Source organism: Bordetella parapertussis (assembly GCF_020735925.1).
GTDB lineage: Bacteria > Pseudomonadota > Gammaproteobacteria > Burkholderiales > Burkholderiaceae_B > Bordetella > Bordetella pertussis.
The window spans coordinates 1027789-1053719 of sequence record NZ_CP085971.1 but is presented as its reverse complement, the minus strand read 5'-3'; the positions used below and the strand labels follow the sequence as shown (position 1 = coordinate 1053719).

Here is a 25931-nt window from a genome sequence, read left to right as displayed (position 1 = left end):
TTACTCCAGTCGGATGTCCGCTTCCTTGACGAAGGCGCCCCAATCGCCAATCATCGTCTTCATCTGGGCCGTATGCTCGGCGGCGCTGTTGCCGATCAGGGTCAGGCCCAGGTCGCGGGTGCGCTGTTGCACGGCGGGGTCGCGCAAGGCGCCGGTGTAATAGGCATTCAGCTTCTCGATGACCGCGTCGGGCGTCCTGGCCGGGGCGTAGACGCCCCAGTACGTATCGGCGTTCACGCCCTGGATGCCGCGCGACACGAAGGTCGGCACCTCGGGCAGCAGCGGACTGGGCGCCTCGCCCGTCACCGCCAGCGCGCGCAGCTTGCCCGACTGGATATGCGGCAGGCCCGTCGTGGTGCCGCCGAAATACATCTGCACCTGCCCGCCCAGCAGCGCCGACATGGCCGGCGCCACGCCCTGGTACGGCACATGCACGACATCGATGCCCGCGGCGCGGCGGAACATCTCGCCCGCCATGTGGGTCGAGGTGCCGTAGCCGCCCGAGGCGAAGTTCAGCGTACCCGGCCTGGCCTTGGCCAGCGCGATCAGCTCGTCGAGGGTGTTGGCCGGCACCGACGGATGCACCAGCAGCACCAGCGGCGCGCGCGCCAGCATCGTGACGCCGCGGAAATCCCGCAAGGTGTCATACGGCAGGTCTTTCATCAGCGAAGGGTTGACCAGCATCGACAGGTCGCCGCCCAGCACGGTGTAGCCATCCGGGGCCGCTTGCGCCACGTGCGAGGTGCCGATGACCGACGCGCCGCCCGGCCGGTTGTCGACCACCACCGATTGCCCCGCGGCGTCGGCCACCGGCTTTTGCAGCAGGCGCACCAGCACATCGGTGGTGCCGCCCGGCGGATAGGGCACCACGACGCGCAGCGCCCGTTCGGGAAAGCCCTGGGACAGCGCGGCGGCCGATACCCCGGCCATCGATACCGCCAGCACGGCAAGCAGCATGCTCTTGATCTTCATGTATATCCTCGCGACTAGGGTCTGATGTCTGATGCGCCATGATTCTAGGAGGCGCCCCGGGCCACGAATATGATCTACATTACATTCCCGCGCCCCTGCGGCGGCGCCATCACAGTCAAGCAATGAGCCAGGCAGCCAATCCGACCGCCCTCCCCGCCTGGGACCCGCCGGCGATCCTGGCGCAACTGCGCGCCAATACCTGCTTCGGGCACATGGCCGAACCGACGCTGGCCGCGTTCGCCGCCATCGCCCAATGGCGCCGGCTGGACCATGGCGAACTGCTGGCCGGACGCGGCACGCCCGCCCCCGGCGTGGTGATCATCCTCAAGGGCGCCATCCACACCAGCTCGTTTTCCGACGACGGCCACGAGTTCGCGCTGTCGATGCTGGAATTCGACGGCCTGTGGGGCGTCGCGGCGGTACTGGACGGCGGCGGGATGCTGCGCGACAGCCGGGCCTACCAGCAGACCGACATCCTGCTGCTGCCGCGCGCGGCCTTCCTGGACATACTGGACGGCGACCCCGGACTGTATCGCTACTTCGTCAAGCTGCTGTGCAGCCGCATACGCACCGCCCATGCCATCATCGACGAACTGGCGCTGCGCAGCCTGCCGCAACGGCTGCCGCGCCTGCTGGGCGCCCTGACGGCCGGGCGGCCCGGCGACGACGAACGCGGCATCGCCGTGGCGCAGACCCAGGACGCCCTGGCCACCCTGCTGGGCGTGTCGCGCCATGCGGTCAACCGCGAACTCAGGCAATTGGCGAACCAGGGCCTGGTCGGACTGGGTTACGGGGAAATCTGGGTGCGGGACCTGGAACGGCTCAAACAGCTCTGGCACGAACGCGGCGCCCAACCCTGAACCAGGCCGCCGCCGCGCGGCCGTCGATGACGCATGCACACAAGTGCATACGTGTACATTTTCAAGGCTGTTTTCCACTAAAGCAAATCCGACATGGCACAGGCGGCCAAGCCGGACAACGGCACGCCGGCAAACCAGCATCGCGCTCAATATCCCTATAAGCAAATACTATTGATGCAATCTTGCTAAGGAAAACCCCAATTCCCCGCCCGTTCATCCCGGCCTAGACTTCCGCAAAACATTAATGCACACGTGTGCCTTGCAAGCTGCCATGCAGTCAGCTTGCATGAACATGACCAGAACGCGGGGGATGCAATGGGATATCGGTCACCAGCCGTGGCGGCCATGCCGCCAGCCATGCTGTCCAGACGCCTCCCGGCCAGGCGCGCGCACGCCTGCGCGCGCCCGCTTCCTGCCCTCTCCAACGCGCGCGCCTCGCGCCTGACGCCCTTCCCGAGCAAGGCCTGGCCGGTCCAGGCCCACGGCTAGGCGTTTTCCGCCATCCCTTTCTGTCCGCGCGGCGGGTCCGGTCCCGCGGCGCGGCACGCCCACATACTTTCCATCAGGAGCGTTCATGCTAGACCTCGACAATGCCCGAGGCGGTTTCATCGGTTCACACCCGTTCGGGCGACGCCCGGCCCTGGTGGTGATCGATTTCCAGCGGGCTTTCACCGACCCGGACGTCAGTCCGCTGGCCAGCGATTGCGCGCCCGCCATCGCGCAGGCCAATCGCCTGATCCAGGCGATGCGCGGACGCGGTCCGGTGGTGTTCACGGTGGTGGGCTACGACGGCAACCATGGCGACGGCGGCTGTTTTCATCGCAAGTGCCCGCCGCTGAAGGACCTGGTACGCGGCTCGGCGGGCTGCGCACTCGACGAGCGACTGGATTACGACGCGGCGACCGACGTGCTGCTGCACAAGACGCAGGCCTCGGCGTTTTTCGGTACGCCGCTGGCCGCCATGCTCGCGCACGCGGGCTGCGACGCCGTGCTGATCGCCGGCTGCACCACCAGCGGCTGCGTGCGCGCCAGCGCGGTCGACGCCATGCAGCACGGCTTTCCGCCTTTCGTGGCGCAGGACGCCGTCACGGACCGTTCCGCGGCCCAGCACCTCAGCAACCTGATCGACCTCAAGAGCAAGTACGCGGAAGTCCTGCCGACCGACGCGCTCCTGCCCCTGCTTCTCAACCCGACGGCCTGAGCGCCACTGCGGAGTACATCAATCATGAACAAGACCTGGATCGCCAAATTGCTGCCGGCCGTGCTGCTGGCGCTGTCGGCCAACGCCGGCGCGGCGGACAAGCCGATCGAACTGACGCTGTCGACCTATGCCCCGCCTTCCTATGAGTACATGTGGAAGCCGCTGGAGACCTTCATCGCGTATGTGGAGAAGGAAAGCCAGGGCCGCGTGAAGATCAAGGCCTTCCACTCCGCCCAGCTGTTCGACGGCTACGAGGAATTGCCGGCGCTGTCGCGCGGTGACATCGATATCACCACCGTGGTCTCGACCTACGCCAGCGGCGCCATGCCGGTGCTGAATCTGTTCACCATGCCGTTCGTGTTCCAGGATACGGCGCACCTGGAGCGCGCCGCCAAGGCCGGCCTGCTCGATGTGAGCATACGCGGCGAAATGCGCGACAAGTATGGCATCGAAGTGCTCGGCCTGGCGCCTATCGATCCCTACCAGATCTATTCGCGCCGCGCGCCGGTCCGCACGGCCGCCGATTTCAAGGGCAAGGTGTGGGCCACGACCGGCGCCGCCGACGCGCGCGCGATCCAGCTGCTGGGCGGCTCGCCCACCAGCATGCCGTCGTCCGAGCTGTACCTGGCGTTGGACCGCGGGGTGGTGGACGGCACGCCGCGCCCGCTGATCACCGGGCTGGGACGCAGCCTGCACGAGGTGGTCAAGCACCTGTCGCTGGCGACGCTGGCCATCGACACCTCGCTGCTGTCGATGAACAAGGCGAAGTTCGATTCGCTGCCGCCGGATATCCAGGACATCATCCGCCGCGGCGCGCAGGTGCGTGACGAGGAGCAATTCCGCCAGGTGTATGCCTACATCGAACAGGGCGTGGCGAAGTTCGAGAAGAATGGCGTATCTGTGTACACGATCGAACCCGCCGCCTTGCAGGATATGCGCGCCGCGACCCAGCCCGCGGTCCAGGAGTGGGTCGCGCAGGAGCCCGCGGCCAGCCGCCACCTGGAGCTGCTGGAAAAGACCCGGGCGAACTGAGGCCCTTTCGACATGACCGCCTATCGATCTGGATCCCCCCCATGAAATCGCTTCTTGATCGGCTGACACGGATCGGCCACGGAACCAACCGGGCCGCCGTTTTCATCGCGCAGGCAGCCTTGCTGCTGATGATGCTGCTGACCGTTTACTCGGTCATCGCGCGGTACGTGCTCCAGCAGCCCAGCGTCCACGCCGTGGAGATCAGCATTTACCTGTTGCTGCTGGTGACCTGGCTTTCGGTGGGCTGGACCCATCTGCTCGAGCGCCACGTCAGCATGGAAATGCTCAGCATCCGCGTGCGCGGACGCGGCAAGCGGCTGCTGAACGTGTTTCGCGAGCTGGTGGTGCTGGTGTTCTGCGGCTTCCTGCTGCATGCCGGCGTCCAGATCGCCGCCACGGCACTGGCGCGCAATTACCGCTCGACGTCCCTGCTGGCCTTTCCCATGTGGATCGCCTACGGACTGATCGCGGTCGGCGCGCTGCTCTTGGCGATCGCCGCCGCGTGCAAGCTGAACCATCCCGACGGCAACGCCGCCATTGCGCCACCCAGCCCGGAGGCATGACCCGTGGACGCCGTACTCATTCTGACCGTGATACTCGGGCTGTTCGGCCTGCTGCTGGTATTGGGCATCCCGATTTTCGCCGCGCTGGGCGTGCCCAGCATTCTCGGCATCTATCTGGTGGGCGGCGCCTCGGCGCTGAACGTCGTGCCGTCGGTGCTGCATCGCGGCATCGCCAGCTACTCGCTGATCTGCATTCCGCTGTTCATCCTGATGGGCGAGACGCTGGCCCGCACCAGCATCGGCGCGCGCCTCTATACCTTGTTCTACACCTGGCTGAGCCGCGTGCGTTGCAGCCTGGCGATTGCCAGCGTGGGGGCCTCGGCCATCTTCGGCGCCATGAGCGGCGTCAGCGTGGCCGGCGCGGCCACCATAGGCCGCGTCGCCATTCCGGAGATGCTCAAGCGCCGCTATGACCCTGGCCTGGCCGGCGGATCGGTAGCCGCGGCGGGTTCGCTGGCCTTGCTGATTCCGCCCAGCGTGGGCTTCGTGCTGTATGGCGAGATCGCCAGCCAGTCGATCGGCAAGCTGTTCAGCGCCGCCATCGTGCCCGGCCTGCTGCTCAGCGTCCTGATGATGCTTTATCTGTACGGATTGAGCCGCATCAAGCCCTCGGTGGCGCCGGACGAAGCGCAGAAGGTCTCGTGGCGGGAGCGCTGGCAGGCGCTGCGCGATGTATGGGCCGCCATTGTGCTGATCGTCGCCGTGCTGGGCACGATCTATCTGGGCATCGCCACGCCGACCGAGGCTTCGGGCCTGGGCGCGGCCGGCGCGCTGCTGGTGGCGCTCGGCTACCGCGAACTGGACCGCGCGAAGCTGCGCGAGATCGTCCGCTCCACCATCGTCACCAGCAGCATGATCCTGCTGATCGTGGCGGCCGCGCTGTTGTTCGGCCATGTCCTGATGCGCCTGCAGGCGCCGCAGATGCTGATCGCCTGGGTCGCTGCGCTGGCCCAGCCGGATTGGGTGATCCTGCTGCTGATCCTGGTCTTCCTGCTGATCGTCGGGATGTTCCTGGACATCGTCTCGATCATCCTGATCACGACCCCGATCGTGCTTCCGGTGATCACGTCGCTGGGCCTGGATCCGATCTGGTTCGGCGTGGTCATGATCATCATGTGCGAGATGGCGGTGATCACGCCGCCCATCGGCCTGAACCTGTATGTCATCAAGGGGGTGGCGCCGGAGATCTCGCTGCGCGACATCACCATGGGCGCCCTGCCGTTCGTGCTGGTGGAAGCGCTGGCCGTGCTGATCCTGGTGCTGTTTCCGCAACTGGCCTTGTGGCTGCCCAGCCACATGTAGGCCGGGGGGAAAGCGCGGCGGGCCTGGCCATCGGCCGGACCCGCCGCGTCCGCCCTATCCCTTGGGCGCCACCGGGACCGACGCCTCGCTCGTGAGCATGAGGAAGGTCAGGGTTTCGCGCAGGTACAGGCGCACGACCTTGTCGGTGTGGCTCTGGTAGCCGATCGACAGGTCCTGTCCGAGGTGCAGTTCGAAGTCGCCGCCGCGCGTGGAGAGCACGCAGCCGCCGTTCAGGGCCGGCGCCCAGATGATGTCGCCGCTGACGATGCGCTTGATGTGGTCGATGGTGGGGTAGCCGTCGTCGCTGCCCTCGCTCAGGGCGGTGTAGGCGTCGGCGCCCAGCAATACCGAGTACGGCCCGTCCACGCCGGCCAGGCGCAGCTGCTCGAGGGCGCGGCCGACGGCCGCCGGGTAGTCGGCGGCGTCCGTGGGCAGTTCGAGCCGGCTGTTGGACGAACCCTCGCGGATGCCGACGATGCCGGCGGCCTTGTAGCCGTCGAAAATGGCGCGGTCCTCGGCATACGCCAGTTCGGTGGCGGCGTCCTTGGCGGGCTGCCAGTCGGCATCGTTGGCGCCGCGCTCGACGGCGTCGATTTCGTCGCGCTGCAGCTCGAAGGGCACGGTCAGCTCGACCAGGGCCTTGACTTCGCGCAGCTTGGCGTCGACGCCCTTCTGCGGCGCGGCGATGCCGCGCAGGTGGCCGGTGCCCACGGCCGCCAGGCCGAAGCCGCCAGGATCCTTGACATCGACCACGCGCCGGCCGGCGACCGAACGCTTGAAGGTGCGCGCCACCTCTTCTTCGATTTGCGCCCAGGCGGCGGCGGAAATGGGAGCCAGGTCGCGATACAGGTTGTTCATTGCTGGGGGTTTCCTTTCAGGGAGCCAATGTTCAGCGAGCCGTCATGCGGCGCGCGCGCGGCCGGCGCGGGGTCAAGCCGGCTGCCGTCGGTGTCTTGCGGGTCGCGTTCGGCCAGCGCTTCGAGCAGGTCGGCCGAAGGCGCGAAGAACAGGCCGCCGGTCACCGCGCGGCTGAAGTCGAGCAGGCGGTCATAGTTGCCCGGCGGGCGTCCCACGACCATGTTCTCGAGCATTTGCTCGATGGGCGCGGGCGAGCGGGCATAGCCGATGAAATAGGTGCCGAACTCGCCGGAGCCGGGCCGGCCAAACGGCATGTTGTCGCGCAGGATCTTGATTTCCTGGCCGTTTTCTTCGAGCGTGGTCAGGGCGCTGTGCGAGTTGCTGGGCTTGACGGCCTCGTCCAGTTCGATGTCCGACAGCTTGGTGCGCCCGATGATGCGCTCCTGGGTCTCGACGGACAGCGCGTTCCAGCCATCCATGTCGTGCAGATATTTCTGCACCAGGACGTAGCTGCCGCCGGCGAAATCCGGATCGGCGTCGTCCACCAGGGTGAAATCCAGCGCTTCGCGCCCGGTGGGGTTTTCGGTGCCGTCGACGAAGCCGACCATGCTGCGCAGGTCGAAATAGCGAAAGCCGTGCACTTCGTCGACCACGGTGACGGCGTCGCCCAGCTGCGCCATCACATGGGTGGCCAGCTCGAAACAGAGGTCCATCTGCTCGGCGCGGATGTGCAGCAGCAGGTCGCCCGGGGTGGCCGGAGCGCGGCGCTCGCCGGCGCTGAATTCGCGAAAGGGGTGCAGCTCGGCCGGCCGCGGCTGGCCGAACAGGCGGTCCCAGCCCGCGGCGCTGAAACCGCATACACAGGAAAGATTGCCGGCCGGCACCCGCTTGCCGACGGCGCGCGCCAGGTCGGCCAGCTTGCCGCACAGGGCGCGGACCTTGTCGGCGGCTTCGTTGTCGGCGCCGACAGTGGCGACGAGGAAAATGGCGCTGCGTGTGATCGGACTGACGACGGCCTGTGGTTCCGGATTGTTCTGAGGCATGGGTCTCTATAGGCGGTTGGCAAGGTCTGCGGTCGGGCTGGCACTCATTCTAGTCGGCGCCGCGCCTTGTAGCCACATCACGGCATGGGCGGGCGCACAGCGGCGTCCGCGCCAGGATAGACCACCATGCCGTCCGGGCGCACGAGCGCGCCCGGCGTCAGGCTGGCCGGATCGATGCGGCCCGCTTCCATGATATGGAACACGGTCTCCCCCCGGGCCAGCAAATGGTCGGCCACGATGCGGCGGTGGCAACGCCACCACACGGCCTCCGAACACATGACGGCGCTGCGCTGTGCGCGCCCGCGCGCAACGAGATGCTCCAGGCCCGCATAGAAGGCCTGCGAAAGCGCGTAGTCCGCGTAGTTGTGGAAGCTGTCGTTGTCCCAGTAGCCGTTGACCTCGCGCGGCACCGTGCGCGATCTGGGCCGCAGCCCGCCCAGCGCGGCCAGGTGTTCATAGGCGATGCCGCGCCCGTCCAGCGAACCGGGCAGCGCGTCCTGGTTGAACTGCGGGTTGGCGCGCGAGCGCGGTACGGTCCGGATATCGACCACGAGCTCGATGCCGGCCGCCTCCAGCAAGGCGACGAAGGCCTCGAGACTGCGGTTGGAATGGCCTATAGTATGAAACGGCGGCCTCATGCCCCGCCCTTTGCGCGCACGCGCCGCAGCACCTCGCCGCGGTGCGCGGCGATGTGATCGGTCTTGTCGCTCTTGATTTCGTACTGCGGATGGTCGGGCGAGGCGCGATGCGTGTGCCCCTTGTAATCGAAGTCCCGCGTGTGGATGGCGATGATGGTGCCCGACACCTGGCCGGCCTCGGAGTTCCAGGCCACGTGGTCGCCGATCCTGAATGCCGTCTTGCCGGTCATGCCATCGCCTCCTGTCGCGAACGCCCGGCCGGCGCGCGGCCGGGCCTCCCGCATAGGCTACCGCATGGCGCGCCCGGACGTCACGCCGGCGGCGCGCCCGCGGGCTCGGCGTCCTCGGCCAGCAGCCGGCCGATCGCCGCGCCCAGGGCCAGGTCGTCGAGCCGGCCCAGGTGGTGCAGGCGGATCCGCCCGCGGCGGTCCAGCAGCACCAGGCTGGGCGTACCGCCCAGGCTGTAGGCGCGCATGGTCATCGGCATGTCGCCCTCGGGATCGGGGCGGTCGATCCCGATCGGAAAGCTCCAGCGGTACTCGTGATTGAAAACCCGCAGCGCCTCGGGCCCCATGACCGCATGATGCTCGAAGACCGTATGCAGGCCGATCACCACCACGCCGTCGTCGCGAAACAGGCGGTGCAGGCGCTCGGCCTGCGGCAGGCCATGCGCAAGACAGCCCGGGCACAGCATCTGGAAGGCGTGCAGCACCACCACCTGCCCGCGCAGCCGGGCCAGCTCCAGCGGGTGCGGGGTATTGAGCCATGCGTCCACCTGCAAGGGCGGCGCGGTAACGGTGGCGAGGGCTTCGTGGCGGGACATGGCGGCTCCTGGGGAATGGACGCGGCCCGCGGCGCGGCGCCGCGGGCCGGCGCGACGCTCAGGCTGCCTGGCGCAGCGCGACCTTGGGAAAGTCTACCGGGACGGCAAACGCGACGTTGACATAGTTGGTGAACAGGTTGAGCGCCACGTGGGCAAGGATCTCGACGATTTCCTCGTCGCTGAAACCGGCGGCCCGCACGGCCTGCACCTCGGCCTCGCCGACCTGCCCGCGCGCCTCGACCAGCTGCAGCGCGAAGCGCAGCGCCGCCGCCGTGCGGGGATCGGCCGAACGGCCGTCCTGCGCGGCCGCCATGTCCCCGGCGCTGGCGCCGGCCTTGCGGCCCAGCGCGGTGTGCGCGGCCAGGCAGTATTCGCAGCGGTTGCGGTTGGCCACCGCCACGGCGATCTGCTCGCCGAGCCGCGCGGCAATGACGCCGCCGCCCAGCGCGCCAAAGGCCTCCCACATGCTCTTGAGCGCCGCGGCGGAGTTGGCCACGGCCTTGAACATATTCGGCGTGGCGCCGAACGCGCCTTGGATCTGCGCCAGGATCGCCTGGCGCTCGGCGCCGGCCTGGGAGGGATCGATCAGGAGAACACGTGACATGGCTTGCTCCTGGAAACGGTAGGGATAAGGTCCGCCGTGACGGACCAGCCCATCGTACGTAGAATATCTGGACAAAAAATCGAGTTTCGTCCATGAAAGTTTCCAAATCGTCTAAAACCTCGGCCGCGCCGGCGCCCGTGGACAGGCTGTCGGCCCTGCTGGAACGCTTCCGCGTTCGCACCGCCCTGCTCCACGCCGGCACGCTGTGCGGCCACCACCGCTTCGAGGCGCAGCCCGGGCGCGCCTTCCTGCACGTATTGCGCCGCGGCGATATGGAAGTGCGCCACCGCCCGGGCGAAACCGCGCTGCCGCGCCTGCGGCTGGCCGAGCCCACTCTGCTGTTCTACCCGCGTCCCTTGCATCACGAGTTCATCAACCCGCCCGCCGAGGGGCCCGACTTGACCTGCGCCACGCTGGATTTCGAAGGCGGCGACCGTCATCCGCTGGTGCGCTCGCTGCCGCCGGTCGTCTGCGTGCCGCTGGACGCGGTGGCCGGCCTGCGGCCCGCGCTGGACCTGCTGTTCGCCGAGGCCGATCAGGTGCGTTGCGGTTCGCGCGTCCTGGCCGACCGCCTGTTCGAGGTCGTGCTGATCCAGCTGCTGCGCTGGATGCTCGACCACCCGGCCCAGGTCGGCGTGAGCAACGGACTGATCATGGGCCTGTCGGACCCGCGCCTGGCCAAGGCCCTGGCGGCGTTGCACGGCGCTCCAGGCCAGGCCTGGCCGTTGACGCGGATGGCGGATATCGCGGGCATGTCGCGCAGCGCCTTTGCCGCGGCGTTCAAGACGGCGACGGGGGTCACGCCCGCGGCCTACCTGGCCGATTGGCGGCTGAGCCTGGCGGCGTCCATGCTGCGCGCCGGCCACCCCATGAAGCGCATCGCGCCCGAGCTGGGCTTTGCCGGCGTGCCGGCGCTGTCCAAGGCCTTCCGGCAGCGGATGGGCGCTTCGGCGCGCCAGTGGCTGGACGCCCAGCGCTGAAGCCGCGCCATTGCCAAAATGATTGCATTTTGCTAAAATGAAATCATTGCATGCAAAAAATGGAGGTGCTGTCGTGTCTTCGATTACGGTAAGAAATGTTCCCGAGGAAGTGCATCGCGCCTTGCGCGTACGCGCGGCCACGCATGGGCGCAGCACCGAGGCCGAGATCCGCGCCATCCTGGAAAACGCCGTGCTGCCCGATGGCCGCGTCAAGCTGGGCACCCTGCTCAGCCACATCGGCCGCGGCGCGCGCGGCATGGACCTGACCATCGAGCGCAATCCGGCGCCCGCTCGCCCGGCCAGCTTCGAATGATCCTGCTCGACACCGACGTGCTGCTCGAGCCGCTGCGGCCGGCCCCCGACCCGGCCGTCGCGGCATGGCTGGATGCCCAGCACGTCGAAACCCTGTACCTGGCCGCGCCCGGCGCGGCCGAAATCCAGCTCGGGCTGGCCCGCCTGCCGCGCGGCAAGCGGGCCGAGGCCTTGCGCCACGAATTCGAGCGGCGCGTCCTGCCGCTGTTCATGGGCCATGTCCTGCCCTTCGACACGGCCGCGGCCGATGCCTACGCCGCCGTCATGATGCGGGCCGCGGCGGCGGGCCATGCGCTGTGCGCAATCGATGGTTGCATCGCCGCCATCGCCACCGCGCACGGCCTGGCCATCGCCACGCGCCATCCGGCCAGGTTCGAGGCGGCCGGGCTCGCCGCCGTCGATCCCTGGCACGCCGCCGCTTGACGGCAGGCTGACAACGCCCCTGCCCCATTTCTTCTAGAATGATTCTTGCGTACGCGCCCGCCCGGTTGGCGCGCGGTCGAAAATGTACAGATCATAGGCCGGCCTTGCCATGTCAGACGTCCAGACCTCTTCCCCCAGCCCCGCGCCGCCACGCGGCCGCAAGCTGGATAAAGCCGATTTTGCCGCCCTGGCGGACCTGCGCTACGCGCTGCGCCGCTTCATGGCCTTCAGCGAAGCCGCGGCCACCGAAAGCGGCCTGACCGCGCAGCAACACCAGGCCCTGCTGGCCATCAAGGCATCGGACGACACGCTGAGCGTAGGCGAACTGGCCGACCGGCTGCTGATCCGCCATCACAGCGCCGGCGAACTGGTCGACCGGCTCGCGCGCATGGATATGGTGCGGCGCATTCCCAGCAACGCCGACCGCCGCCGCGTGCTGGTGGCCCTGACCCCGCTGGCCGAGCACACGCTGGATACGCTGTCGGCCGCGCACGTCGAGGAACTGCGCTCGGTCGGACCGCTGCTGCGTACGCTGCTGAGCTATTTCGATTCGCCGGCGTATCGGCGCAAGTAAGCCGTCGCGGGGCGCCAGGCCCCATGCGAAACATGGCCACCCCAAAAAAAACGGGTGCCGTCGCCAACACCCGCAATCACTCAACTTCACGCTGCGATCATTCTTCTTCGACGAAGGTCTCGTCGCGCTTCTTGCGGATCGACGGCAGCGCCACGATGATCACCAGCAGGGCCGCCGCACCCAGCAGCGAGGCCGACAGCGGCCGCTCGACGAAGGTCAGGAAGTCGCCGCGCGACAGCAGCAGCGCGCGCCGGAAGTTCTCTTCCATCATGGGGCCGAGCACCAGGCCCAGCAGCAGCGGCGCGCCCTCGCATTTCAGCTTGGACCATACATAGCCCACCACGCCGAAGATGGCGGTGACGAACACGTCGAAGACGTTGTAGTTCAGCGAGTACACGCCGATGGTGCAGAACACCAGGATGGCCGGGTACAGGATGCGGTACGGGACCTTGAGCAGCTTGACCCACAGGCCGACCAGCGGCAGGTTCAGCACCACCAGCATCAGGTTGCCGATCCACATCGAGGCGATCAGGCCCCAGAACAGCTCGGGGTGGCTGGTCATGACCTGCGGACCCGGCTGGATGTTGTGGATGGTCATCGCGCCGACCATCAGCGCCATCACGGCGTTGCCCGGGATGCCCAGGGTCAGCAGCGGGATGAACGAGGTCTGCGCGCCGGCGTTGTTGGCCGATTCGGGGCCGGCCAGGCCGGCCGGATGGCCCTTGCCGAAGCGCTCGGGATTGCGCGACAGCTTCTTTTCCAGCGAGTACGAGGCGAAGGCCGACAGCACCGAGCCGCCGCCCGGCAGGATGCCCAGGCACGACCCCAGCGCGGTGCCGCGCACGATGGCCGGCGCGGCTTCGCGCATTTCCTGCTTGTTCGGATACAGCGAACCGACCTTGTCGGTGATGTCGACGCGGTTTTCCTTCTGTTCCAGGTTGGTGAGGATTTCGGCGAAGCCGAACACGCCCATGGCGACGATGGCGAAGTCGATGCCGTCCTGCAGCTCGGGGATGCCGAAGTCGTAGCGGGCCACGCCGGAGTTCACGTCGGTGCCGACCATGCCCAGCAGCAGGCCGAGGATGATCATGGCCACCGCCTTGAGGATGGAGCCCGACGCCAGCACCACGGCGCCGATCAGGCCCAGCACCATGAGCGAGAAATATTCGGCCGGGCCGAACTTGAAGGCGACTTCGGCCAGCGGCGGCGCGAAGGCGGCGATCAGCATGGTGGCGACAGTGCCGGCGAAGAACGAACCGATGGCCGCCAGCGCCAGCGCCGCGCCGGCGCGGCCGTTGCGCGCCATCTGGTGGCCATCGAGCACGGTCACCACCGCCGATGTCTCGCCGGGCAGGTTGACCAGGATGGCCGTGGTCGCCCCCCCGTACTGCGTGCCGTAGTAGATGCCGGCCAGCATGATCAGGCCGGCCACCGGCGGCAGCACATAGGTGATGGGCAGCAGCATGGCGATGGTGGGCACCGGCCCCAGGCCGGGCAGCACGCCGACCAGGGTGCCCAGCACGCAGCCCAGCAGCGCGTACAACAGGTTTTCCGGCGTGAACGCTACCGAAAAGCCAAGCGCCAGATTTTGCAGCAGTTCCATTTCGCCCCTTTCCTTTCTTTTGCTGCTGCCCCCGTCGCGGCACATGGTCACGATACCGGCCGAACGGGGCACAGAGTGGTGTAACGGATTGCGACCGGAACGCCGCCATCAGGAAAACGGAATAGATCGTAGCACGATGCTTTTGCTTGAAAACCCCGGGTTTACGATTAGCTTACGGTCTGCTTTCAAACTGAAAGCATCGCTGCAACGCGCTGATATTACGATGAAATAATTGGTCCGCAGCACGATTTTGCGGCCCTTCCGCGCGTGATTCTCGTGCCGGCCTAATCCAAAAGAATTAATTCATATCGCTCTACGATATAGTTTTTCTCATCCAGACGGCGGATGGAATGAGGCCGGACTCAGCCCCCCGGTTGATTTCCGCCGTTCGCGCCGATACGGTTGCGCAACGCCGACCCCGCCGCCCATGCCGCCCATGCCGCTCTTGAACCCGCCTGCCCCCCGCCATTCGTACCGCCTGCCCGCGAGAAACCGCCGATGATGCGCCATGAACGCCTGCGCTTCTGGCTGGCCGGCCTGGCGGCGGCGGCCACCGGCTGGCTGTGCTACGCCGGCCTGGCGCGGCTGGCGGGCGCGCTGGGCGTGGCGACCTGGATTCCCTATCCGGCGCTGCGCCGCCAGTGGCTGCTGATCGGCGAGAGCTGGCAATCGGCCGAATTCAGCGGCGCCATCGCCGACGCGTCGGTTTTCCTGACGGCGCTGGCGGCCGTGGCCGCGTATTACTGCGCGCGCATCGTGTACCACCTCAGTTTCGCGCCGGTCCGCCAGCGCCGGGCGCGCTGGCTGATTGCCGGCTGGATCGTCGGCACGGTCGCCATGGTCGCGCTGTCGCAAAGCCTGGGCTGGCTGTACGGCGCGTTTCCCGGTTTCGCGCGCATCGGCTGGCTGTCGGCCGCGCTGGGCTTTGCCGTGCTGGCCGGCGCGGCCAGCGGCTTTGCGCGCGCATGGGGCCGGCTGATGCGCGCCCGCAAGGTGCCTGCCACGGAGTGAAGCCCCGGGCAGGCGGGGCGTTACGGCTTGATGCCCGCCGCCGCCACCACCTTTTCCCAGCGCGCCGCGCGCGTGCGCATCCACTGCGCCGCCTGCTGCGCGTCGCCGAAGGTCGGCGCGATATCCAGGGCCGCGAGCCGCTCGAGGAATTCCGGGCTGGCGTAGATCCTGGCCAGTACCCGTTGCCAGGCCTGGACCGCCTCGTCCGGCACGCCCGCGGGCGCCATCAGCAGATAGCCGAAGCTGGTGTCGAAGTCGCGCACCTGCGCCAGGCCGGACTCGGCGATCGTCGGCACGTCGGGCAGCGCGGCGTCGCGCTGCGCGCCCGAGACGGCCAGCGGCACCAGCTTGCCCGCCTGGATATGCTGCAGCACGCCCGGCACCACCAGAAAGCCCGCCTCGACCTGGCCGCCGAGCAGATCGTTGACCGCCGGCGCGGTGCCGCGGTAAGGCACGTGCGTGACGTCGAGGTCGAGCGCCTGGCGCAGGCTTTCGAAGGTCAGGTGGCCGGGCGTGGCGTTGCCGGCCGAGGCGTAGGTGCCGCCGTGCTGCCTGAGATAGGCCATGTAGTCGGCCAGGTTGCGCACGCCCAGGCTGGGCTGGACCACCAGCACCTGGTTGAACGTGCCGGTCAGCGCCACCGGCTGCAGGTCCTTGAACGGATCGGCCGGCATGCTTGCATAGACGAACGGATTGACGGTGGCCAGCGTATCGGTGGTGATCAGCAGCGTATAGCCGTCGGGCGCGGACTTGGCCACCACGTCGGCGCCGATATTGCCGCCGGCGCCGGCGCGATTCTCGACGATGACGGTCTGTCCCAGCTCGCGGCTGGCGCGCTCGGCCACCAGGCGGGCCAGCAGGTCCAGCGGACCGGCCGGCGTGAAGTTGACGACCAGCCGCACCGGCTTGTCGGGATAGGCGGCGGTGGCGGCCGCCGCCGCGCCCAGGCTCAGGGCGGCGGCCAGGGCCGCGTGGCGCAGGGCTTGGAAAATACGCATGTCTTGTCTCCTCGAATTCTGTTGGCGCGCTTGCCTGGCGGTCAGGCCAGCGCGGTCGGATGGGGGCTGGTCTCGCCATGCCCGATCAGGTTCTGCGCGAGCTGGAACAGCAGGTCCTGCCGTAGCGCGGCGCTGCCCGGCTCGTCCCACAGGTTGCGCAATTCCAGCGGATCCTCGCGCAGGTCGTACAGCTCGCCCCAGGACACGCCGTGATAGACGCTCATGCGGTAACGGCCGGTCTGCAGGGTGCGCATGCGCACCCGCTTGTCGAAACCGAACATGACGCGCTGGCCTTCTTCCTCGATCAGCACGGCCTCGCGCGGCGCGGCCTGCTCGCCGCGCATCAGCGCGCCGAGATCGGCGCCCTGGATGCCGTTGTAGGGCAGCAGGCCGGCGCGCGCCAGGATGGTGGGCGCGATGTCGGTGGTCGAGCACAGCGCGTCGCTGCGCGCGCCTTGCGCGCCGGCCGGATCGGCCCAGATGAACGGGGTGCGGATGACGCTCTGGTAGTGGACCGGCCCTTTCCACAGCAGCTGGTGGTCGCCCAGGTAGTCGCCGTGGTCGCTGGTGAAGATCACCACGGTGTTGTCCGCCAGGCCCAGCCGCTGCAGATGCGCCAGCACTTCGCCCACCGTGTGGTCGATGTGCGAGATCGAGCCGTAGTTCAGCGCGATCGCCTCGCGCGCCTCGCGCTCGGTGCAGGCGAACATCGCCGGCGTGTGCTTGACGGCGCGGCCGCTGTCGCGCTGCGCGTACATCCACTGCACGTGCGGCGGGGGCTGCCTGCCGGCGGCCGCGCTGGCATGGAAGGACGCGGGCAGTTCGACGTCCTCGGGCCGGTACATGTCCCAGTACTTGCCCGGCGGCGTGAACGGATGGTGCGGATCGGGAAACGAGCACTGGATGAAGAACGGCTGTCCGCGCTGCGCGTAGCCGTCCAGGGCCTGCATGGTGCGGCGGCCCAGGTAGGCCGTGGTCGAACAGGATTCGGGCACGCGCGTGCGCCAGGCCTGCCCTGCCCGCACCAGTTCGAAGCCGGGCGCGGGCAGCGCATGGTCGGGCCCGGCCTGCGCCGCGACCTCCGGATGCTCGCGCTGCAGCCAGCGCCAGTAATGCCCCCAGACCCGGTCGCCATGGTCGACCGCCAGGTCCACCTGCGAAAAACCATAGAACGGCGTGGCCAGGTCATGGGCCGGATCCTCGCGCCACAAGGGCCCCCACTCCTGGTCGTAGTCGCCCGGCTCGGGCGCCCAGGCCTCACCCTCGGCGGGCGGATCCTGCGGGCGCGGCCAGACCGGACCGTTGCCCGTCATGTTCTGCAGGTGCGACTTGCCCACCAGCGCCGTGCCATAGCCGGCCTGGCGCAGGCGCTCGACGAAGGTGGTGGCGCGCTGCGACAGCGGAATCCCATTGTGGCGCGCCCCGTGCGCCGAAGGCATCCGGCCGGTCATCAGGGTGGCGCGGTTGGGCATGCAGATGGGCGAGGCGACGTAGAAGCGCTCGGCCAGCCAGCCGCGCCGCGCCAGGGCGTCGAGCGCCGGCGTGCGGATCTGCGAATTGCCGTAGGCACCAAGGTGATCGGCGCGGTGCTGGTCGGTAATGAACAGCAGGAAATTGGGCTGGGACATGGCAGGTGCGGCGCAAGCCGGACATAAGTACACGACGAGGCCCGATTGTGCGTGCCCTAAACATAAATGAAAAATGAAAAGATATTAGAATTCCATAACCCATTAGTTATGTCATATCCGACGCCCATGCTCACGAACTGGATCGACCGGCTGCGGCCCCGCCACCTGCGCCTGCTGATACGCCTGTGCGAAACCGGCAACCTGACCGAAGTGGCCATCGAATACGGCATCAGCCAGCCCGCGCTGTCGAAATGGCTCAAGGACCTCGAGGCCGACATCGGCCAGCGCCTGTTCGTGCGCGAGCCGCGCGGCGTGACGCCGACGGCCTGCGCGCGCGAACTGCAGGCGCACGCGCGCGCCATCATCGGCCGGCTCGAACGCGCCCGTACCGCGGTAGACCACATCGCAAGCGGTTTCGCGGGCCATCTGTCGGTGGGTTTCTCGCCGGTGGTGGGGCCGGTCGTGCTGCCCGAAAGCATCCGGCGCTTTCGCGCCGCCTATCCGGACGTGCTGGTCAGCGTGATCGAAGCCTCGATCGATCTGCTGCTGCCGGGCCTGCGCAACGGGGATTTCGATATCGTCGTCGGGCGCCTGGAAGAGGTTGCCATGCCCGAGGATGTCCGCTGCGAGACGCTGTACGACGAACCGGTCTGCCTGGTGGCGGGCCGCGCGCATCCGCTGGCCGGCCGCCGGCGCATCAGCTGGGAGGACGCGCAGGCCTATCCGTGGATCTCGCCGCAACAGGGCACGCCGCTGCGCATGCGGCTGGAAATGGAACTCGCCGTGGCCGGCCAGCCCCTGCCGCGCCATGCGGTGGAGTCGACCTCGGTGCAGACCAACGTCGCCCTGCTCGACCGCTCGGACATGATCGCGCCCATGTCGCGCCGGCTGGCCGAGCACTTCCAGCGCCAGGGCGTGCTGCGCATCCTGCCGCTGACGCTGGGCAGCGGCGGCCCCATCGGCATGCTGTGGCGGGCCGACGGCGTGCATGGCACCCATACGGCCCATTTCATCGCCTGCCTGCGCCAGGCGGTGTGATCCCTGCTAGGCTCTGCCCGCGGCGCCGGCCGGCAGCGGCTTGAACCAGCGCAGCGCGAACGCGGCCACGGCCAGCGGCGGCAGCGCCAGCCAGCACACGACTTCCCAGCCGTAGCGCATCAGCAGATCGCCCGAGACGAACGAGCCCACCACCATGGTGCCGAAGATGATGAAATCGTTGGCGGCCTGCACCCGCGTGCGCTCTTGCGGCAGATGGCATTCCAGCACCATGGCCGACGCGCCGGCGAAGCCGAAATTCCAGCCCACGCCCAGCAGCGTCAGCGACACCCAGAAATGCCATGCGTCCATGCCCGCCAGGCCGACCACGGCCGCGGCCGCGGTCAGCAGCAGGCCGGCCGCGACCACCGGCACCGCGCCGTGGCGGGTGATCAGCCCGCCGGCCACGAAGCTGGGCGCGTACATCGCGATGACGTGCCATTGCACGCCCAGGTTGGAGGCGTGCTGCGACAGGCCATGCATGCGCATCGCCAGGGGCGCCGACGTCATGAGGAAATTCATCAGCATGTAGGTCACCACGCCGCACACCACCGCCGCGATGAAGCGCGGCTGGCGCGCGATGACCCGCAGGGGCCGTCCGCCCGCGGCGGCGGCGCGCGCCGGCCGCGGCAGGTCGACGCCGCCCAGCACCACGGCGGCCAGCACCGCCACCGCCGAAGCCGCCAGGTACGTGCCGGCGAAAACATGGCCGCTCCAGGCGTCCATGGTGTAGGACACCAGTTGCGGGCCGAGCACGCCGGCCAGCACGCCGCCGGCCAGCACGGTCGACAGGGCCCGGGCCTTGCGGTGCGGTTCGACGCACTCGGCGGCGGCAAAGCGGAACGTCAGCACCACGGCGGCATAGGCGCCGCCGAAGGCCATGGCGGCGCAGAACAGCGCGAACGATTCCAGGTAGATGCCCAGCGCGGCCAGCAGGCCGAGCAGCACGCCGCACAGCGTGCCCAGCATGAACGCCGCGCGCCGGCCGTGGCGTTGCGCCACGGCGCCGGCCGGCAGCGTGCTGGCGGCCATGCCCACCACGAATACCGAAATCGGCAGCGTCGCCAGCGATTTGGACGGCGCGAGCGCCTCGCCGATGATGGCGGCGGTGGCGTACACCACGGTCGTGTTGGCGCCGGCCAGCGCCTGTGCCGCGGCAAGCCGCAGAACGTTGGAGGAGGACTGCGCGGAACGGGACGGCATGGCGGCTTCGATGGAATGGGACGGGGCCCGCGCCTGGCGCGCGGGCCCCTTATAACCGCTGGAAATATGCGGCCGGTCGCATTATGCCCGATTCGCCGCGCCGCCCCGGGACGGCCTCCGCTCAGCCCGCCGGCGCAAGCTGCGGGTTATGGACCACTTCCCAGAGGTGCCCGTCCGGGTCCTGGAAGTAGCCGGCGTAGCCGCCCCAGAAGGTGTCGCCGGCCGGCTTGACGATGGCGGCGCCGGCCTGGGCGGCCTGCGCCATCACCGCGTCGACCTCGGCGCGGCTGGTCACGTTGTGGCCCAGGCTCAGTTCCGTGGCGCTGGGCGGCGCCAGCGGCAGGCCGGTATCGTGCGCCAGGCTGCGGCGCGGCCACAGCGCCAGCTTCAGGCCGGCCTGCAGGTCGATGAACACGACCGCGCCGTGCTCGAACTCCCGGCCCACGATGCCGGCGGTCGGCAGCCCCAGTCCGTCGCGGTAGAAGCGCAGGGCGCGCTCCAGGTCGTCCACGCCCAGGGTGATGACAGTCAGGTTGGCTTGCATGGTGTGCTCCGCAAGGCGCCGGCCGCGGCGCGGCGCAAGCGTCGATTATGCGGCCAGGCGGCGCCCGCGCCGACATTACCGCGTCATTGCACTGGCATTCTGTTGCAGTTTGAAAATCAATAACACCCGTCCATCCGTCACTGGTAATTACAGTCTAGCCCGCGAACTTTCGATCCGGCCTGGGCCGCGAGCCAGGAAGCGCGCCGCCTCGGGACGGCGCGCGCACCTGCCGGACGAACGCGCTCCCGCCCAAACTCGGCTTCGAAGAAAGAGGAATGCATGATGAAGAGCAAGACGAAACTGCTCGGCGGCGCCCTGGCCGCCAGCCTGCTGCTGGCCGGCTGCGCCAGCATGAAGAGCATGGACACCAACAGCCTGCTTTCGGCGGGCTCCGACATGGCCAAGGCGGCCAATCTTTCCGACGCCGACATCATCCAGCTGTCGGACGCCGCCTGCAAGCAAAGCGACCAGGAATCGAAGATCGCCCCGGCCGGCAACAAGTACAGCGTGCGCCTGACCAAGCTGATGCGCGGCTTCGGCAACATGACGCTCAACGGACAGAAGGTCAACTACAAGGTCTACATGACCGAGGACGTCAACGCCTGGGCCATGGGCAACGGTTGCGTGCGCGTCTACACCGGCCTGATGGACCTGATGAACGACGACGAGCTGCGCGGCGTGATCGGCCATGAAATGGGCCACGTCGCGCTGGGCCACACCAAGAAGGCCATGCAGACCGCCTACGCGGTCAGCGCCGCGCGCCAGGCCGCCGGCGCCGCCGGCAACAGCGTGGTGGCTTCGCTGAGCGCTTCGCAACTGGGCGAGATGACCGAGAAATTCATCAACGCGCAGTTCTCGCAGTCGCAGGAAACCGCCGCAGACGACTTCTCGTTCGACCTGCTCACCGAGAAGAAGATGAACCGCAAGGGCCTGGTGACGGCCTTCCAGAAGCTGGCCGAGCTCGACGGCGGCGAGAGCAGCATGTTCAGCTCGCACCCGTCCTCGCCGGACCGCGCGGCGCGCATGGAAAAGCGCCTGCAAGCCGGCAAGTAAGCAGGCCAGCGCCCAGCGCCCCCGCACACCCGCCCCTCGGGGCGGGTTTTGCATGGGCGGGCGCGGGACAGGCCAACGCCTTGGGTCCCGCGCCCTCGCCGCATGCGGCGCCCCCTTTCGATCCGCCTGGATCAGGCGAAGCCGCCATTGACGCGCAGCACCTGCGCGTTGACCCAACGGCCGTCCGGGCCGGCCAGGAAGGAAACGGCGGCGGCGATTTCGTCCGGCATGCCGATGCGCTCCATCGGCGCCTGCCTGGCGATGCTGGCGACGGCTTCCTCGCTCTTGCCGTTGAAGAACAGGTCGGTGCCGACCGGGCCGGGCGCGATCGCGTTGACCGTGATGTTGCGGCCGCGCAATTCGTTGGCGAGCACATGCACCAGGCCCTCGACGCCGGCCTTGCTGGCGATGTAGGGCCCATAGCCGGGCAACGACTTGGCGATCACGCTGGTCGACAGCGCGATGATGCGCCCATCGTCGCCGAGGTTGGCCGCCGCCTGGGCCAGCACCAGGAAAGCGCCGCGCAGGTTCGTGGCGATGACCTGGTCGAAGGCGTCGAGATTGGCGGCATCGATGCTGGCCATCGGCATCACGCCGGCGCTGTTGACGACCACGTCGATGCGGCCGAAGGCTGCCCTGGCCTGGGCGAACAGGTTCGCCACGTCTTGCGGCTTGCCGACATCGCCCTGGATGGCGATGGCCTTGCCGCCGGCCGATTCGATGGCGGCCACGGTTGCGTGGGCCTTGGCGCCATTGCCGGCGTAGTTGACGACGACCGCAAAGCCATCGGCGGCCAGCCGCGCGGCAATGGCCCTGCCTATGCCGCGCGAGCCGCCCGTGACGATGGCGGCCTTGGATATATCCATGTTCATTGAGGTGCTCCAGGTCGAAAGGCAGGACATGGCGCCCATTGTCCACGTTTAAAATTGATGAATAAATGCATGCGGATTGGAATCTAAATTCAAGCATGGACAACAATCAGGCCTATGGATCGCTTCGACTCCCTGCAACTGTTCACCCGCATCGTCGAGCTGGGCAGCTTCAGCCGCGCCGCGGCCGCGCTGGACATTCCCCGCGCCACCGCCACGCATGCGATCAAGCAACTGGAGGCCCGCCTGGGCGCGCGGCTGCTGGACCGCACCACGCGCCACGTGCGCGCGACGCCCGACGGGCAGGCGTTCTACGAGCGGTGCGTCCATGTGCTCAGCGAACTGGACGATGCGCAGTCTTCGCTGCAGCGCGTCGCTTCCAATCCGCGCGGCCTGCTGCGCGTGGACATGCACAGCACGCACGCCACCAAAATCGTCCTGCCTCGAATCGATGATTTCCGGGCGCGCTATCCCGGCATCGACCTCGCGGTCAGCGGCGGCGACAGGCTGGTCGATCTGGTCAGGGAAGGCATCGATTGCGTGATCCGCGCGGGCAATCCGCGCGACTCGTCCCTGGTGGCAAGGCGGCTGGCCGTCATGCCGCAAGTCATTTGCGCCAGCCCCGAATATCTCGCCGCCTTCGGCGCGCCGCGCCACCCGGACGAACTTGCGGCGCATCGGGTCGTGAAATTCTTCGCCGCCAGCGCGGCCGTGGACTATCCGCTGGAACTGCGCATCGGCGGCGAGATCCGGGCGTTCGCGCTCAATGGCTGGATATCGGTCAGCGACGCGGAGAACTATGTCGTCTGTGCGCTGCGCGGCTGTGGCTTGATTCAGTTGCCGCGCTTTCACGTCGAGGACGATCTGCGCGCGGGACGGCTGGTCGAAGTGCTGAGCGATTGGCCGAGCCCGGACTTGCCGGTGTCCGCGCTGTATCCCTCGCACCGCCACCTGTCCCCCCGCGTGCGGGTATTCGTGGACTGGCTCGGCAAGCTGTATGAGGAGGCGTTCCCCGCTGCAGCGCCGGCGCGACGCTAGCGAGGCCGGGCGCCTTCAGCGAGCGGCGCAGGCGGCGCGCAGGGCCGCCAGGTCGGGCGTAACGCCCAGCCCGGGCGCGCCGCCCAGCGTGATGCGGCCTTCGTGCAGGGTCGCCAGCGCCGGACTAAGCAGGCTGCGCAAGGGGTTGTCGTTGGCGTCGACTTCGAGCAGGCCGGGACTGGCCAGGCCCGGCACGGCCGCCAGCAGATGCGCCGACGCCTGCAGGCCGATGCCGGCGCCCAGGTAATGCGGACAATAGCGCAGGCCGGCGGCGACCACGGCGCGCGCCACCGGCAGGCAGCCGCTGAAACCGCCCCACTTGGCCAGGTCGGGCTGCATCACGCGCAGGCTGCGCGCGGCCAGCGCCGTCTCGAACGCCGCCACGCCGGCGATGTTCTCGCCGCCGGCCAGCGGCATGGGCGCGGCCTGGGCCAGCTCGGCCCACTCGGCGGCCGGACGGTCGGCGCGCAGCGGCTCTTCCAGCCAGTCCAGCTGCGCCGGCCCCAGGCGCTGCGCCATCTGGCGCGCGCGCGGCAGGTCCCAGCCCTGGTTGGCGTCGGCCATCAGCGGCGTGGCCGCGCCCAGCAGTTCGCGCACATGCAGGGCATTGCGGACGTCGCGCGCATCGTCGAAGCCCACCTTCAGCTTGAAGGCGCGGTAGCCTTCGGCCGCCTTGCGCGCCACGACGTCCTCGGGATTTTCGGGGTTGATGCCGCTGGCGTACACGCCGATGCGATCGCCGCTGCCGCCCAGCCAGGCCCACAGCGGCTCGCCGGCGCGCCGCGCGGCCAGGTCGCACAGCGCGATGTCCAGGCCCGCGATGGCCTGGGCCAGCGGGCCGGGCTCGCCGGTCTGGATGGCCAGCACCGCGGTGCGCGCCTCGAGATGGGCGAAGGCCTGCGCCGGATCGGCGAACGCGCGCGCGGTCAGCAGCGGCGCCAGCACGGTCTCGACCAGGCGGGCGCGGTGTTCGGCGCCGCAGGCCGGGAAGTTGCACCAGACCTCGCCCCAGCCCACCGCGCCATCGCTGTCCTCGACCTCGACCAATACCGCCGGCCGGTCGTGCATGGTGCCGAACGAGGTCTTGACCGGCGTGCTGACCGGATAGCGGAACACATGCGCGCGCACCCGCGCGGGCGTGATCGGAGCGGCATCGCGTGTCATGGCGTCCTCAGGGGATCAGGTTCATTTCCAGGTGGATGAAATCGCCGCGATACGAGACTTCGCTCAGGTACACCACCTTGCCGGCCTCGTCGAGGAACAGCCGCCGCACTTCGGCAATCGGCGTATTGACCGGCACCTGCAGATGGCCGGCGACTTCCATGTCGGCGGTGCCGATGGTCAGCACCTGGTGCGCGCGGGCGATGCGCAGGGCCGGGTCGGACACCAGCAGCGGGATGACGGTTTCGTTGCGGTAGCGCACCGGATCGCGGCGGAAGATCTGTTCGTCCAGGTAGATATTGATGACGCAATACGGCCGCCCTTCGCGCTCGTGCACGCGGCGCATGTAGACATAGCGCTCGGCCGCCACGCCATCCTGCGCGGTCAGCGGCGGATTGGTGATGGTTTCGTCGATGTTGACGATCTTGGGCTTGGTGTCGCGGTAGACCTTGGCCAGCTCGGCCAGCGTGGTCTGCACCTGCAGCCAGCGGTCGTTGGGCGGCAGGCCGGTGACGAAGGTGCCGCGCCCCTGCTGCGGCGACACCAGCCCCTCGCGCGTGAGCACGTCGATGGCCTGGCGCACCGTCACGCGCGCCACGCCGAACTCCGCCACCAGTTCCTCCAGCGACGGCAGGCGGTGCCCCTGGCCCCACTGGCCCCGGGCAATGCGCTGGCGCATCAGGTCAGCCAATTGCAGGTAGCGCGGGATGGGACTGTCGTGGAAATTGATGGCCATAAGCTCAGCGGAATTCTTTATTTGCTTAACGTATGGTCTATGGTACGATCTGATCATAATAAGAGCAAGCCGCTGCCTGCCAATCCCCAAGGAGGAAACGTGAAGCGTCGATCCGCGCTCATGCGTGCGCTGCTGGTCCTGGCCCCGTGGTTGTTGATCGTGCTGCTCTGGTACGGCATACGCGCCAGCGGGCTGGTCAGCCCGGCCCTGGTGCCCAGCCCCGGCGAAGTCTGGACGCGGTTCGTGGCCCTGATGCAGGCGCGCCTGCCGCACGACATCCTCATGTCCACCCAGCGCGTGTTCGTGGGCGTCTGCCTGGGCACCCTGCTGGCGGTGCCGGTGGGCTTCGTGCTGGGCTGGTACCGCGGCGTGCGCAGCTTCATCGATCCGGTCATCAACTTCTTCCGCGCCCTGCCCCCCATCGCGCTGATCCCGCTGGTCATCGTGTATTTCGGCATCGGCGAGACGGCCAAGATCGCCATCCTGTTCTACGCCTCGTTCTTCGCCGGCGTCATCGTCATGTACGAGGGCATCTCGCAGATCAACCCGATCTTCGTGCGCGTGGCCAAGACGCTGGGCGCGACCGACGGCGAGATCTTCCGCAAGGTCATCGTGCCGCTGACCATCCCGCACATGCTGACCGCGCTGCGCGTGGCGCTGGGCGTGGCCTGGGCCACGCTGGTGGCCTCGGAACTGATCGCGGCGCAACAGGGGCTGGGCGCGCTGATCCAGGACGCCTCCTCGTTCTTCCAGCTCGACATCATCTATGTCGGCATCATCTGCATCGGCTTCATCGCCCTGGCCATGGACCTCGCCCTGCGCGCGGCCGCGCGCCGGCTGGTGGCCTGGCAGGACCGCATCGCCTGA

At 68.4% G+C, this 25931-nt stretch carries 29 protein-coding genes; 14 read left to right on the top strand and 15 right to left on the bottom strand.

All coding sequences use genetic code 11. The annotated features are described in order from the left end of the window. Entirely contained in the window at positions 1-972 is a 972-nt protein-coding gene (locus LK409_RS05005) for a tripartite tricarboxylate transporter substrate binding protein (RefSeq protein WP_010928025.1), read from the bottom strand. Positions 973-1094: 122 nt separating this feature from the next. On the opposite strand from LK409_RS05005, the gene LK409_RS05000 reads away from it, so the two are divergent. The 5 genes from LK409_RS05000 (at position 1095) to LK409_RS04980 (ending at position 5930) form a co-directional block, all read left to right on the top strand. Beyond that, positions 1095-1832, top strand: a complete 738-nt coding sequence (locus tag LK409_RS05000) for a Crp/Fnr family transcriptional regulator (protein WP_033459340.1) — start codon at positions 1095-1097, stop codon at positions 1830-1832. Between the two features lie 574 nt (positions 1833-2406). Further along, positions 2407-3033: an isochorismatase family protein gene (locus tag LK409_RS04995; RefSeq protein ID WP_003812047.1), complete on the top strand. Its 627-nt coding sequence runs from the start codon at positions 2407-2409 to the stop codon at positions 3031-3033. A 24-nt stretch (positions 3034-3057) separates the two neighbouring features. Then, positions 3058-4065 (top strand): TRAP transporter substrate-binding protein DctP, encoded by a 1008-nt coding sequence (gene dctP, locus LK409_RS04990; RefSeq protein WP_010928023.1) that lies wholly within the window; start codon positions 3058-3060, stop codon positions 4063-4065. A 41-nt stretch (positions 4066-4106) separates the two neighbouring features. Then, positions 4107-4628, top strand: coding sequence for a TRAP transporter small permease (locus LK409_RS04985; protein ID WP_003817089.1), 522 nt, complete (start codon positions 4107-4109; stop codon positions 4626-4628). Positions 4629-4631: 3 nt separating this feature from the next. Next, positions 4632-5930: a TRAP transporter large permease gene (locus tag LK409_RS04980; protein ID WP_010926530.1), complete on the top strand. Its 1299-nt coding sequence runs from the start codon at positions 4632-4634 to the stop codon at positions 5928-5930. 54 nt (positions 5931-5984) lie between these two features. On the opposite strand, the gene LK409_RS04975 is transcribed toward LK409_RS04980, so the two are convergent. From LK409_RS04975 to LK409_RS04950, 6 genes are all read right to left on the bottom strand, one after another. Next, complete coding sequence (locus LK409_RS04975) at positions 5985-6788, bottom strand: family 1 encapsulin nanocompartment shell protein (RefSeq protein WP_003812055.1); 804 nt, start codon at positions 6786-6788, stop codon at positions 5985-5987. Further along, a complete protein-coding gene (locus LK409_RS04970) occupies positions 6785-7831 on the bottom strand; it encodes a Dyp-type peroxidase (RefSeq protein ID WP_010928022.1) in 1047 nt (348 codons plus the stop codon). Before LK409_RS04970 ends, LK409_RS04975 begins: the two co-directional genes overlap by 4 nt. Positions 7832-7908: 77 nt before the next feature. After that, complete coding sequence (locus LK409_RS04965; protein ID WP_010928021.1) at positions 7909-8469, bottom strand: DUF488 domain-containing protein; 561 nt, start codon at positions 8467-8469, stop codon at positions 7909-7911. Beyond that, a complete protein-coding gene (locus LK409_RS04960; RefSeq protein ID WP_033447224.1) occupies positions 8466-8699 on the bottom strand; it encodes a hypervirulence associated TUDOR domain-containing protein in 234 nt (77 codons plus the stop codon). Before LK409_RS04960 ends, LK409_RS04965 begins: the two co-directional genes overlap by 4 nt. Before the next feature lie 80 nt (positions 8700-8779). Further along, positions 8780-9292, bottom strand: a complete 513-nt coding sequence (locus tag LK409_RS04955; RefSeq protein WP_003812062.1) for a redoxin domain-containing protein — start codon at positions 9290-9292, stop codon at positions 8780-8782. Positions 9293-9350: 58 nt separating this feature from the next. After that, a complete protein-coding gene (locus LK409_RS04950; protein WP_010928020.1) occupies positions 9351-9896 on the bottom strand; it encodes a carboxymuconolactone decarboxylase family protein in 546 nt (181 codons plus the stop codon). Positions 9897-10033: 137 nt separating this feature from the next. Here LK409_RS04950 and LK409_RS04945 point away from each other — a divergent pair, with 137 nt between their 5' ends. The 4 genes from LK409_RS04945 to LK409_RS04930 all read left to right on the top strand — a co-directional run bounded on the left by LK409_RS04945 (position 10034) and on the right by LK409_RS04930 (position 12185). Then, complete coding sequence (locus tag LK409_RS04945) at positions 10034-10876, top strand: AraC family transcriptional regulator (RefSeq protein ID WP_010928019.1); 843 nt, start codon at positions 10034-10036, stop codon at positions 10874-10876. 73 nt (positions 10877-10949) lie between these two features. Next, positions 10950-11189, top strand: coding sequence for a FitA-like ribbon-helix-helix domain-containing protein (locus tag LK409_RS04940; protein WP_003812071.1), 240 nt, complete (start codon positions 10950-10952; stop codon positions 11187-11189). After that, on the top strand, positions 11186-11611 hold the full coding sequence (locus LK409_RS04935) for a PIN domain-containing protein (RefSeq protein WP_003812073.1): 426 nt from the start codon (positions 11186-11188) through the stop codon (positions 11609-11611). The genes LK409_RS04940 and LK409_RS04935 overlap by 4 nt, the downstream gene beginning before the upstream one ends. Positions 11612-11720: 109 nt before the next feature. Further along, positions 11721-12185 (top strand): MarR family winged helix-turn-helix transcriptional regulator, encoded by a 465-nt coding sequence (locus LK409_RS04930; RefSeq protein WP_003812075.1) that lies wholly within the window; start codon positions 11721-11723, stop codon positions 12183-12185. Positions 12186-12282: 97 nt separating this feature from the next. Here LK409_RS04930 and LK409_RS04925 read toward each other — a convergent pair whose 3' ends face one another. Then, positions 12283-13788, bottom strand: coding sequence for a tripartite tricarboxylate transporter permease (locus LK409_RS04925; RefSeq protein ID WP_010928018.1), 1506 nt, complete (start codon positions 13786-13788; stop codon positions 12283-12285). 498 nt (positions 13789-14286) lie between these two features. Here LK409_RS04925 and LK409_RS04920 point away from each other — a divergent pair, with 498 nt between their 5' ends. Then, complete coding sequence (locus tag LK409_RS04920; protein ID WP_010928017.1) at positions 14287-14799, top strand: hypothetical protein; 513 nt, start codon at positions 14287-14289, stop codon at positions 14797-14799. Between the two features lie 20 nt (positions 14800-14819). Here the strand turns inward: LK409_RS04920 and LK409_RS04915 are convergent, their stop codons facing one another. After that, complete coding sequence (locus LK409_RS04915; RefSeq protein WP_003812083.1) at positions 14820-15797, bottom strand: Bug family tripartite tricarboxylate transporter substrate binding protein; 978 nt, start codon at positions 15795-15797, stop codon at positions 14820-14822. A gap of 41 nt (positions 15798-15838) precedes the next feature. Then, positions 15839-17425, bottom strand: coding sequence for a sulfatase-like hydrolase/transferase (locus LK409_RS04910; RefSeq protein WP_003812086.1), 1587 nt, complete (start codon positions 17423-17425; stop codon positions 15839-15841). A gap of 126 nt (positions 17426-17551) precedes the next feature. Between LK409_RS04910 and LK409_RS04905 the strand changes: the two genes are divergently transcribed. Then, a complete protein-coding gene (locus LK409_RS04905) occupies positions 17552-18463 on the top strand; it encodes a LysR family transcriptional regulator (protein WP_010928016.1) in 912 nt (303 codons plus the stop codon). A 6-nt stretch (positions 18464-18469) separates the two neighbouring features. Here LK409_RS04905 and LK409_RS04900 read toward each other — a convergent pair whose 3' ends face one another. Together LK409_RS04900 and LK409_RS04895 are read right to left on the bottom strand one after the other, a co-directional pair. Further along, positions 18470-19663, bottom strand: a complete 1194-nt coding sequence (locus LK409_RS04900) for an MFS transporter (protein WP_010928015.1) — start codon at positions 19661-19663, stop codon at positions 18470-18472. Positions 19664-19784: 121 nt separating this feature from the next. Then, the gene (locus tag LK409_RS04895; protein ID WP_010926524.1) at positions 19785-20207 is read right to left on the bottom strand and encodes a VOC family protein; all 423 of its coding nucleotides are present in this window, start codon (positions 20205-20207) and stop codon (positions 19785-19787) included. Positions 20208-20486: 279 nt separating this feature from the next. On the opposite strand from LK409_RS04895, the gene loiP reads away from it, so the two are divergent. Continuing rightward, on the top strand, positions 20487-21260 hold the full coding sequence (gene loiP / locus LK409_RS04890; RefSeq protein WP_010928014.1) for a metalloprotease LoiP: 774 nt from the start codon (positions 20487-20489) through the stop codon (positions 21258-21260). 131 nt (positions 21261-21391) lie between these two features. Here the strand turns inward: loiP and LK409_RS04885 are convergent, their stop codons facing one another. After that, a complete protein-coding gene (locus LK409_RS04885; protein WP_010928013.1) occupies positions 21392-22132 on the bottom strand; it encodes an SDR family oxidoreductase in 741 nt (246 codons plus the stop codon). Positions 22133-22246: 114 nt separating this feature from the next. Here LK409_RS04885 and LK409_RS04880 point away from each other — a divergent pair, with 114 nt between their 5' ends. Then, on the top strand, positions 22247-23167 hold the full coding sequence (locus LK409_RS04880; protein ID WP_003812099.1) for a LysR family transcriptional regulator: 921 nt from the start codon (positions 22247-22249) through the stop codon (positions 23165-23167). 15 nt (positions 23168-23182) lie between these two features. Here the strand turns inward: LK409_RS04880 and LK409_RS04875 are convergent, their stop codons facing one another. Beyond that, positions 23183-24331 (bottom strand): mandelate racemase/muconate lactonizing enzyme family protein, encoded by a 1149-nt coding sequence (locus LK409_RS04875; protein WP_010928012.1) that lies wholly within the window; start codon positions 24329-24331, stop codon positions 23183-23185. 7 nt (positions 24332-24338) lie between these two features. Continuing rightward, positions 24339-25064, bottom strand: a complete 726-nt coding sequence (locus tag LK409_RS04870) for a GntR family transcriptional regulator (RefSeq protein WP_003812103.1) — start codon at positions 25062-25064, stop codon at positions 24339-24341. Between the two features lie 99 nt (positions 25065-25163). On the opposite strand from LK409_RS04870, the gene LK409_RS04865 reads away from it, so the two are divergent. Beyond that, positions 25164-25931 (top strand): ABC transporter permease, encoded by a 768-nt coding sequence (locus tag LK409_RS04865; protein ID WP_003812106.1) that lies wholly within the window; start codon positions 25164-25166, stop codon positions 25929-25931.

Coding starts and splice junctions, on each gene's coding strand:
- LK409_RS05005 (WP_010928025.1), bottom strand. CDS start 972: ATGAAGATCAAGAGCATGCTGCTTGCCGTGCTGGCGGTATCGATGGCC.
- LK409_RS05000 (WP_033459340.1), top strand. CDS start 1,095: ATGAGCCAGGCAGCCAATCCGACCGCCCTCCCCGCCTGGGACCCGCCG.
- LK409_RS04995 (WP_003812047.1), top strand. CDS start 2,407: ATGCTAGACCTCGACAATGCCCGAGGCGGTTTCATCGGTTCACACCCG.
- dctP (WP_010928023.1), top strand. CDS start 3,058: ATGAACAAGACCTGGATCGCCAAATTGCTGCCGGCCGTGCTGCTGGCG.
- LK409_RS04985 (WP_003817089.1), top strand. CDS start 4,107: ATGAAATCGCTTCTTGATCGGCTGACACGGATCGGCCACGGAACCAAC.
- LK409_RS04975 (WP_003812055.1), bottom strand. CDS start 6,788: ATGAACAACCTGTATCGCGACCTGGCTCCCATTTCCGCCGCCGCCTGG.
- LK409_RS04970 (WP_010928022.1), bottom strand. CDS start 7,831: ATGCCTCAGAACAATCCGGAACCACAGGCCGTCGTCAGTCCGATCACA.
- LK409_RS04965 (WP_010928021.1), bottom strand. CDS start 8,469: ATGAGGCCGCCGTTTCATACTATAGGCCATTCCAACCGCAGTCTCGAG.
- LK409_RS04960 (WP_033447224.1), bottom strand. CDS start 8,699: ATGACCGGCAAGACGGCATTCAGGATCGGCGACCACGTGGCCTGGAAC.
- LK409_RS04955 (WP_003812062.1), bottom strand. CDS start 9,292: ATGTCCCGCCACGAAGCCCTCGCCACCGTTACCGCGCCGCCCTTGCAG.
- LK409_RS04950 (WP_010928020.1), bottom strand. CDS start 9,896: ATGTCACGTGTTCTCCTGATCGATCCCTCCCAGGCCGGCGCCGAGCGC.
- LK409_RS04935 (WP_003812073.1), top strand. CDS start 11,186: ATGATCCTGCTCGACACCGACGTGCTGCTCGAGCCGCTGCGGCCGGCC.
- LK409_RS04930 (WP_003812075.1), top strand. CDS start 11,721: ATGTCAGACGTCCAGACCTCTTCCCCCAGCCCCGCGCCGCCACGCGGC.
- LK409_RS04925 (WP_010928018.1), bottom strand. CDS start 13,788: ATGGAACTGCTGCAAAATCTGGCGCTTGGCTTTTCGGTAGCGTTCACG.
- LK409_RS04920 (WP_010928017.1), top strand. CDS start 14,287: ATGATGCGCCATGAACGCCTGCGCTTCTGGCTGGCCGGCCTGGCGGCG.
- LK409_RS04915 (WP_003812083.1), bottom strand. CDS start 15,797: ATGCGTATTTTCCAAGCCCTGCGCCACGCGGCCCTGGCCGCCGCCCTG.
- LK409_RS04910 (WP_003812086.1), bottom strand. CDS start 17,425: ATGTCCCAGCCCAATTTCCTGCTGTTCATTACCGACCAGCACCGCGCC.
- LK409_RS04905 (WP_010928016.1), top strand. CDS start 17,552: ATGCTCACGAACTGGATCGACCGGCTGCGGCCCCGCCACCTGCGCCTG.
- LK409_RS04900 (WP_010928015.1), bottom strand. CDS start 19,663: ATGCCGTCCCGTTCCGCGCAGTCCTCCTCCAACGTTCTGCGGCTTGCC.
- LK409_RS04895 (WP_010926524.1), bottom strand. CDS start 20,207: ATGCAAGCCAACCTGACTGTCATCACCCTGGGCGTGGACGACCTGGAG.
- loiP (WP_010928014.1), top strand. CDS start 20,487: ATGATGAAGAGCAAGACGAAACTGCTCGGCGGCGCCCTGGCCGCCAGC.
- LK409_RS04885 (WP_010928013.1), bottom strand. CDS start 22,132: ATGAACATGGATATATCCAAGGCCGCCATCGTCACGGGCGGCTCGCGC.
- LK409_RS04880 (WP_003812099.1), top strand. CDS start 22,247: ATGGATCGCTTCGACTCCCTGCAACTGTTCACCCGCATCGTCGAGCTG.
- LK409_RS04875 (WP_010928012.1), bottom strand. CDS start 24,331: ATGACACGCGATGCCGCTCCGATCACGCCCGCGCGGGTGCGCGCGCAT.
- LK409_RS04870 (WP_003812103.1), bottom strand. CDS start 25,064: ATGGCCATCAATTTCCACGACAGTCCCATCCCGCGCTACCTGCAATTG.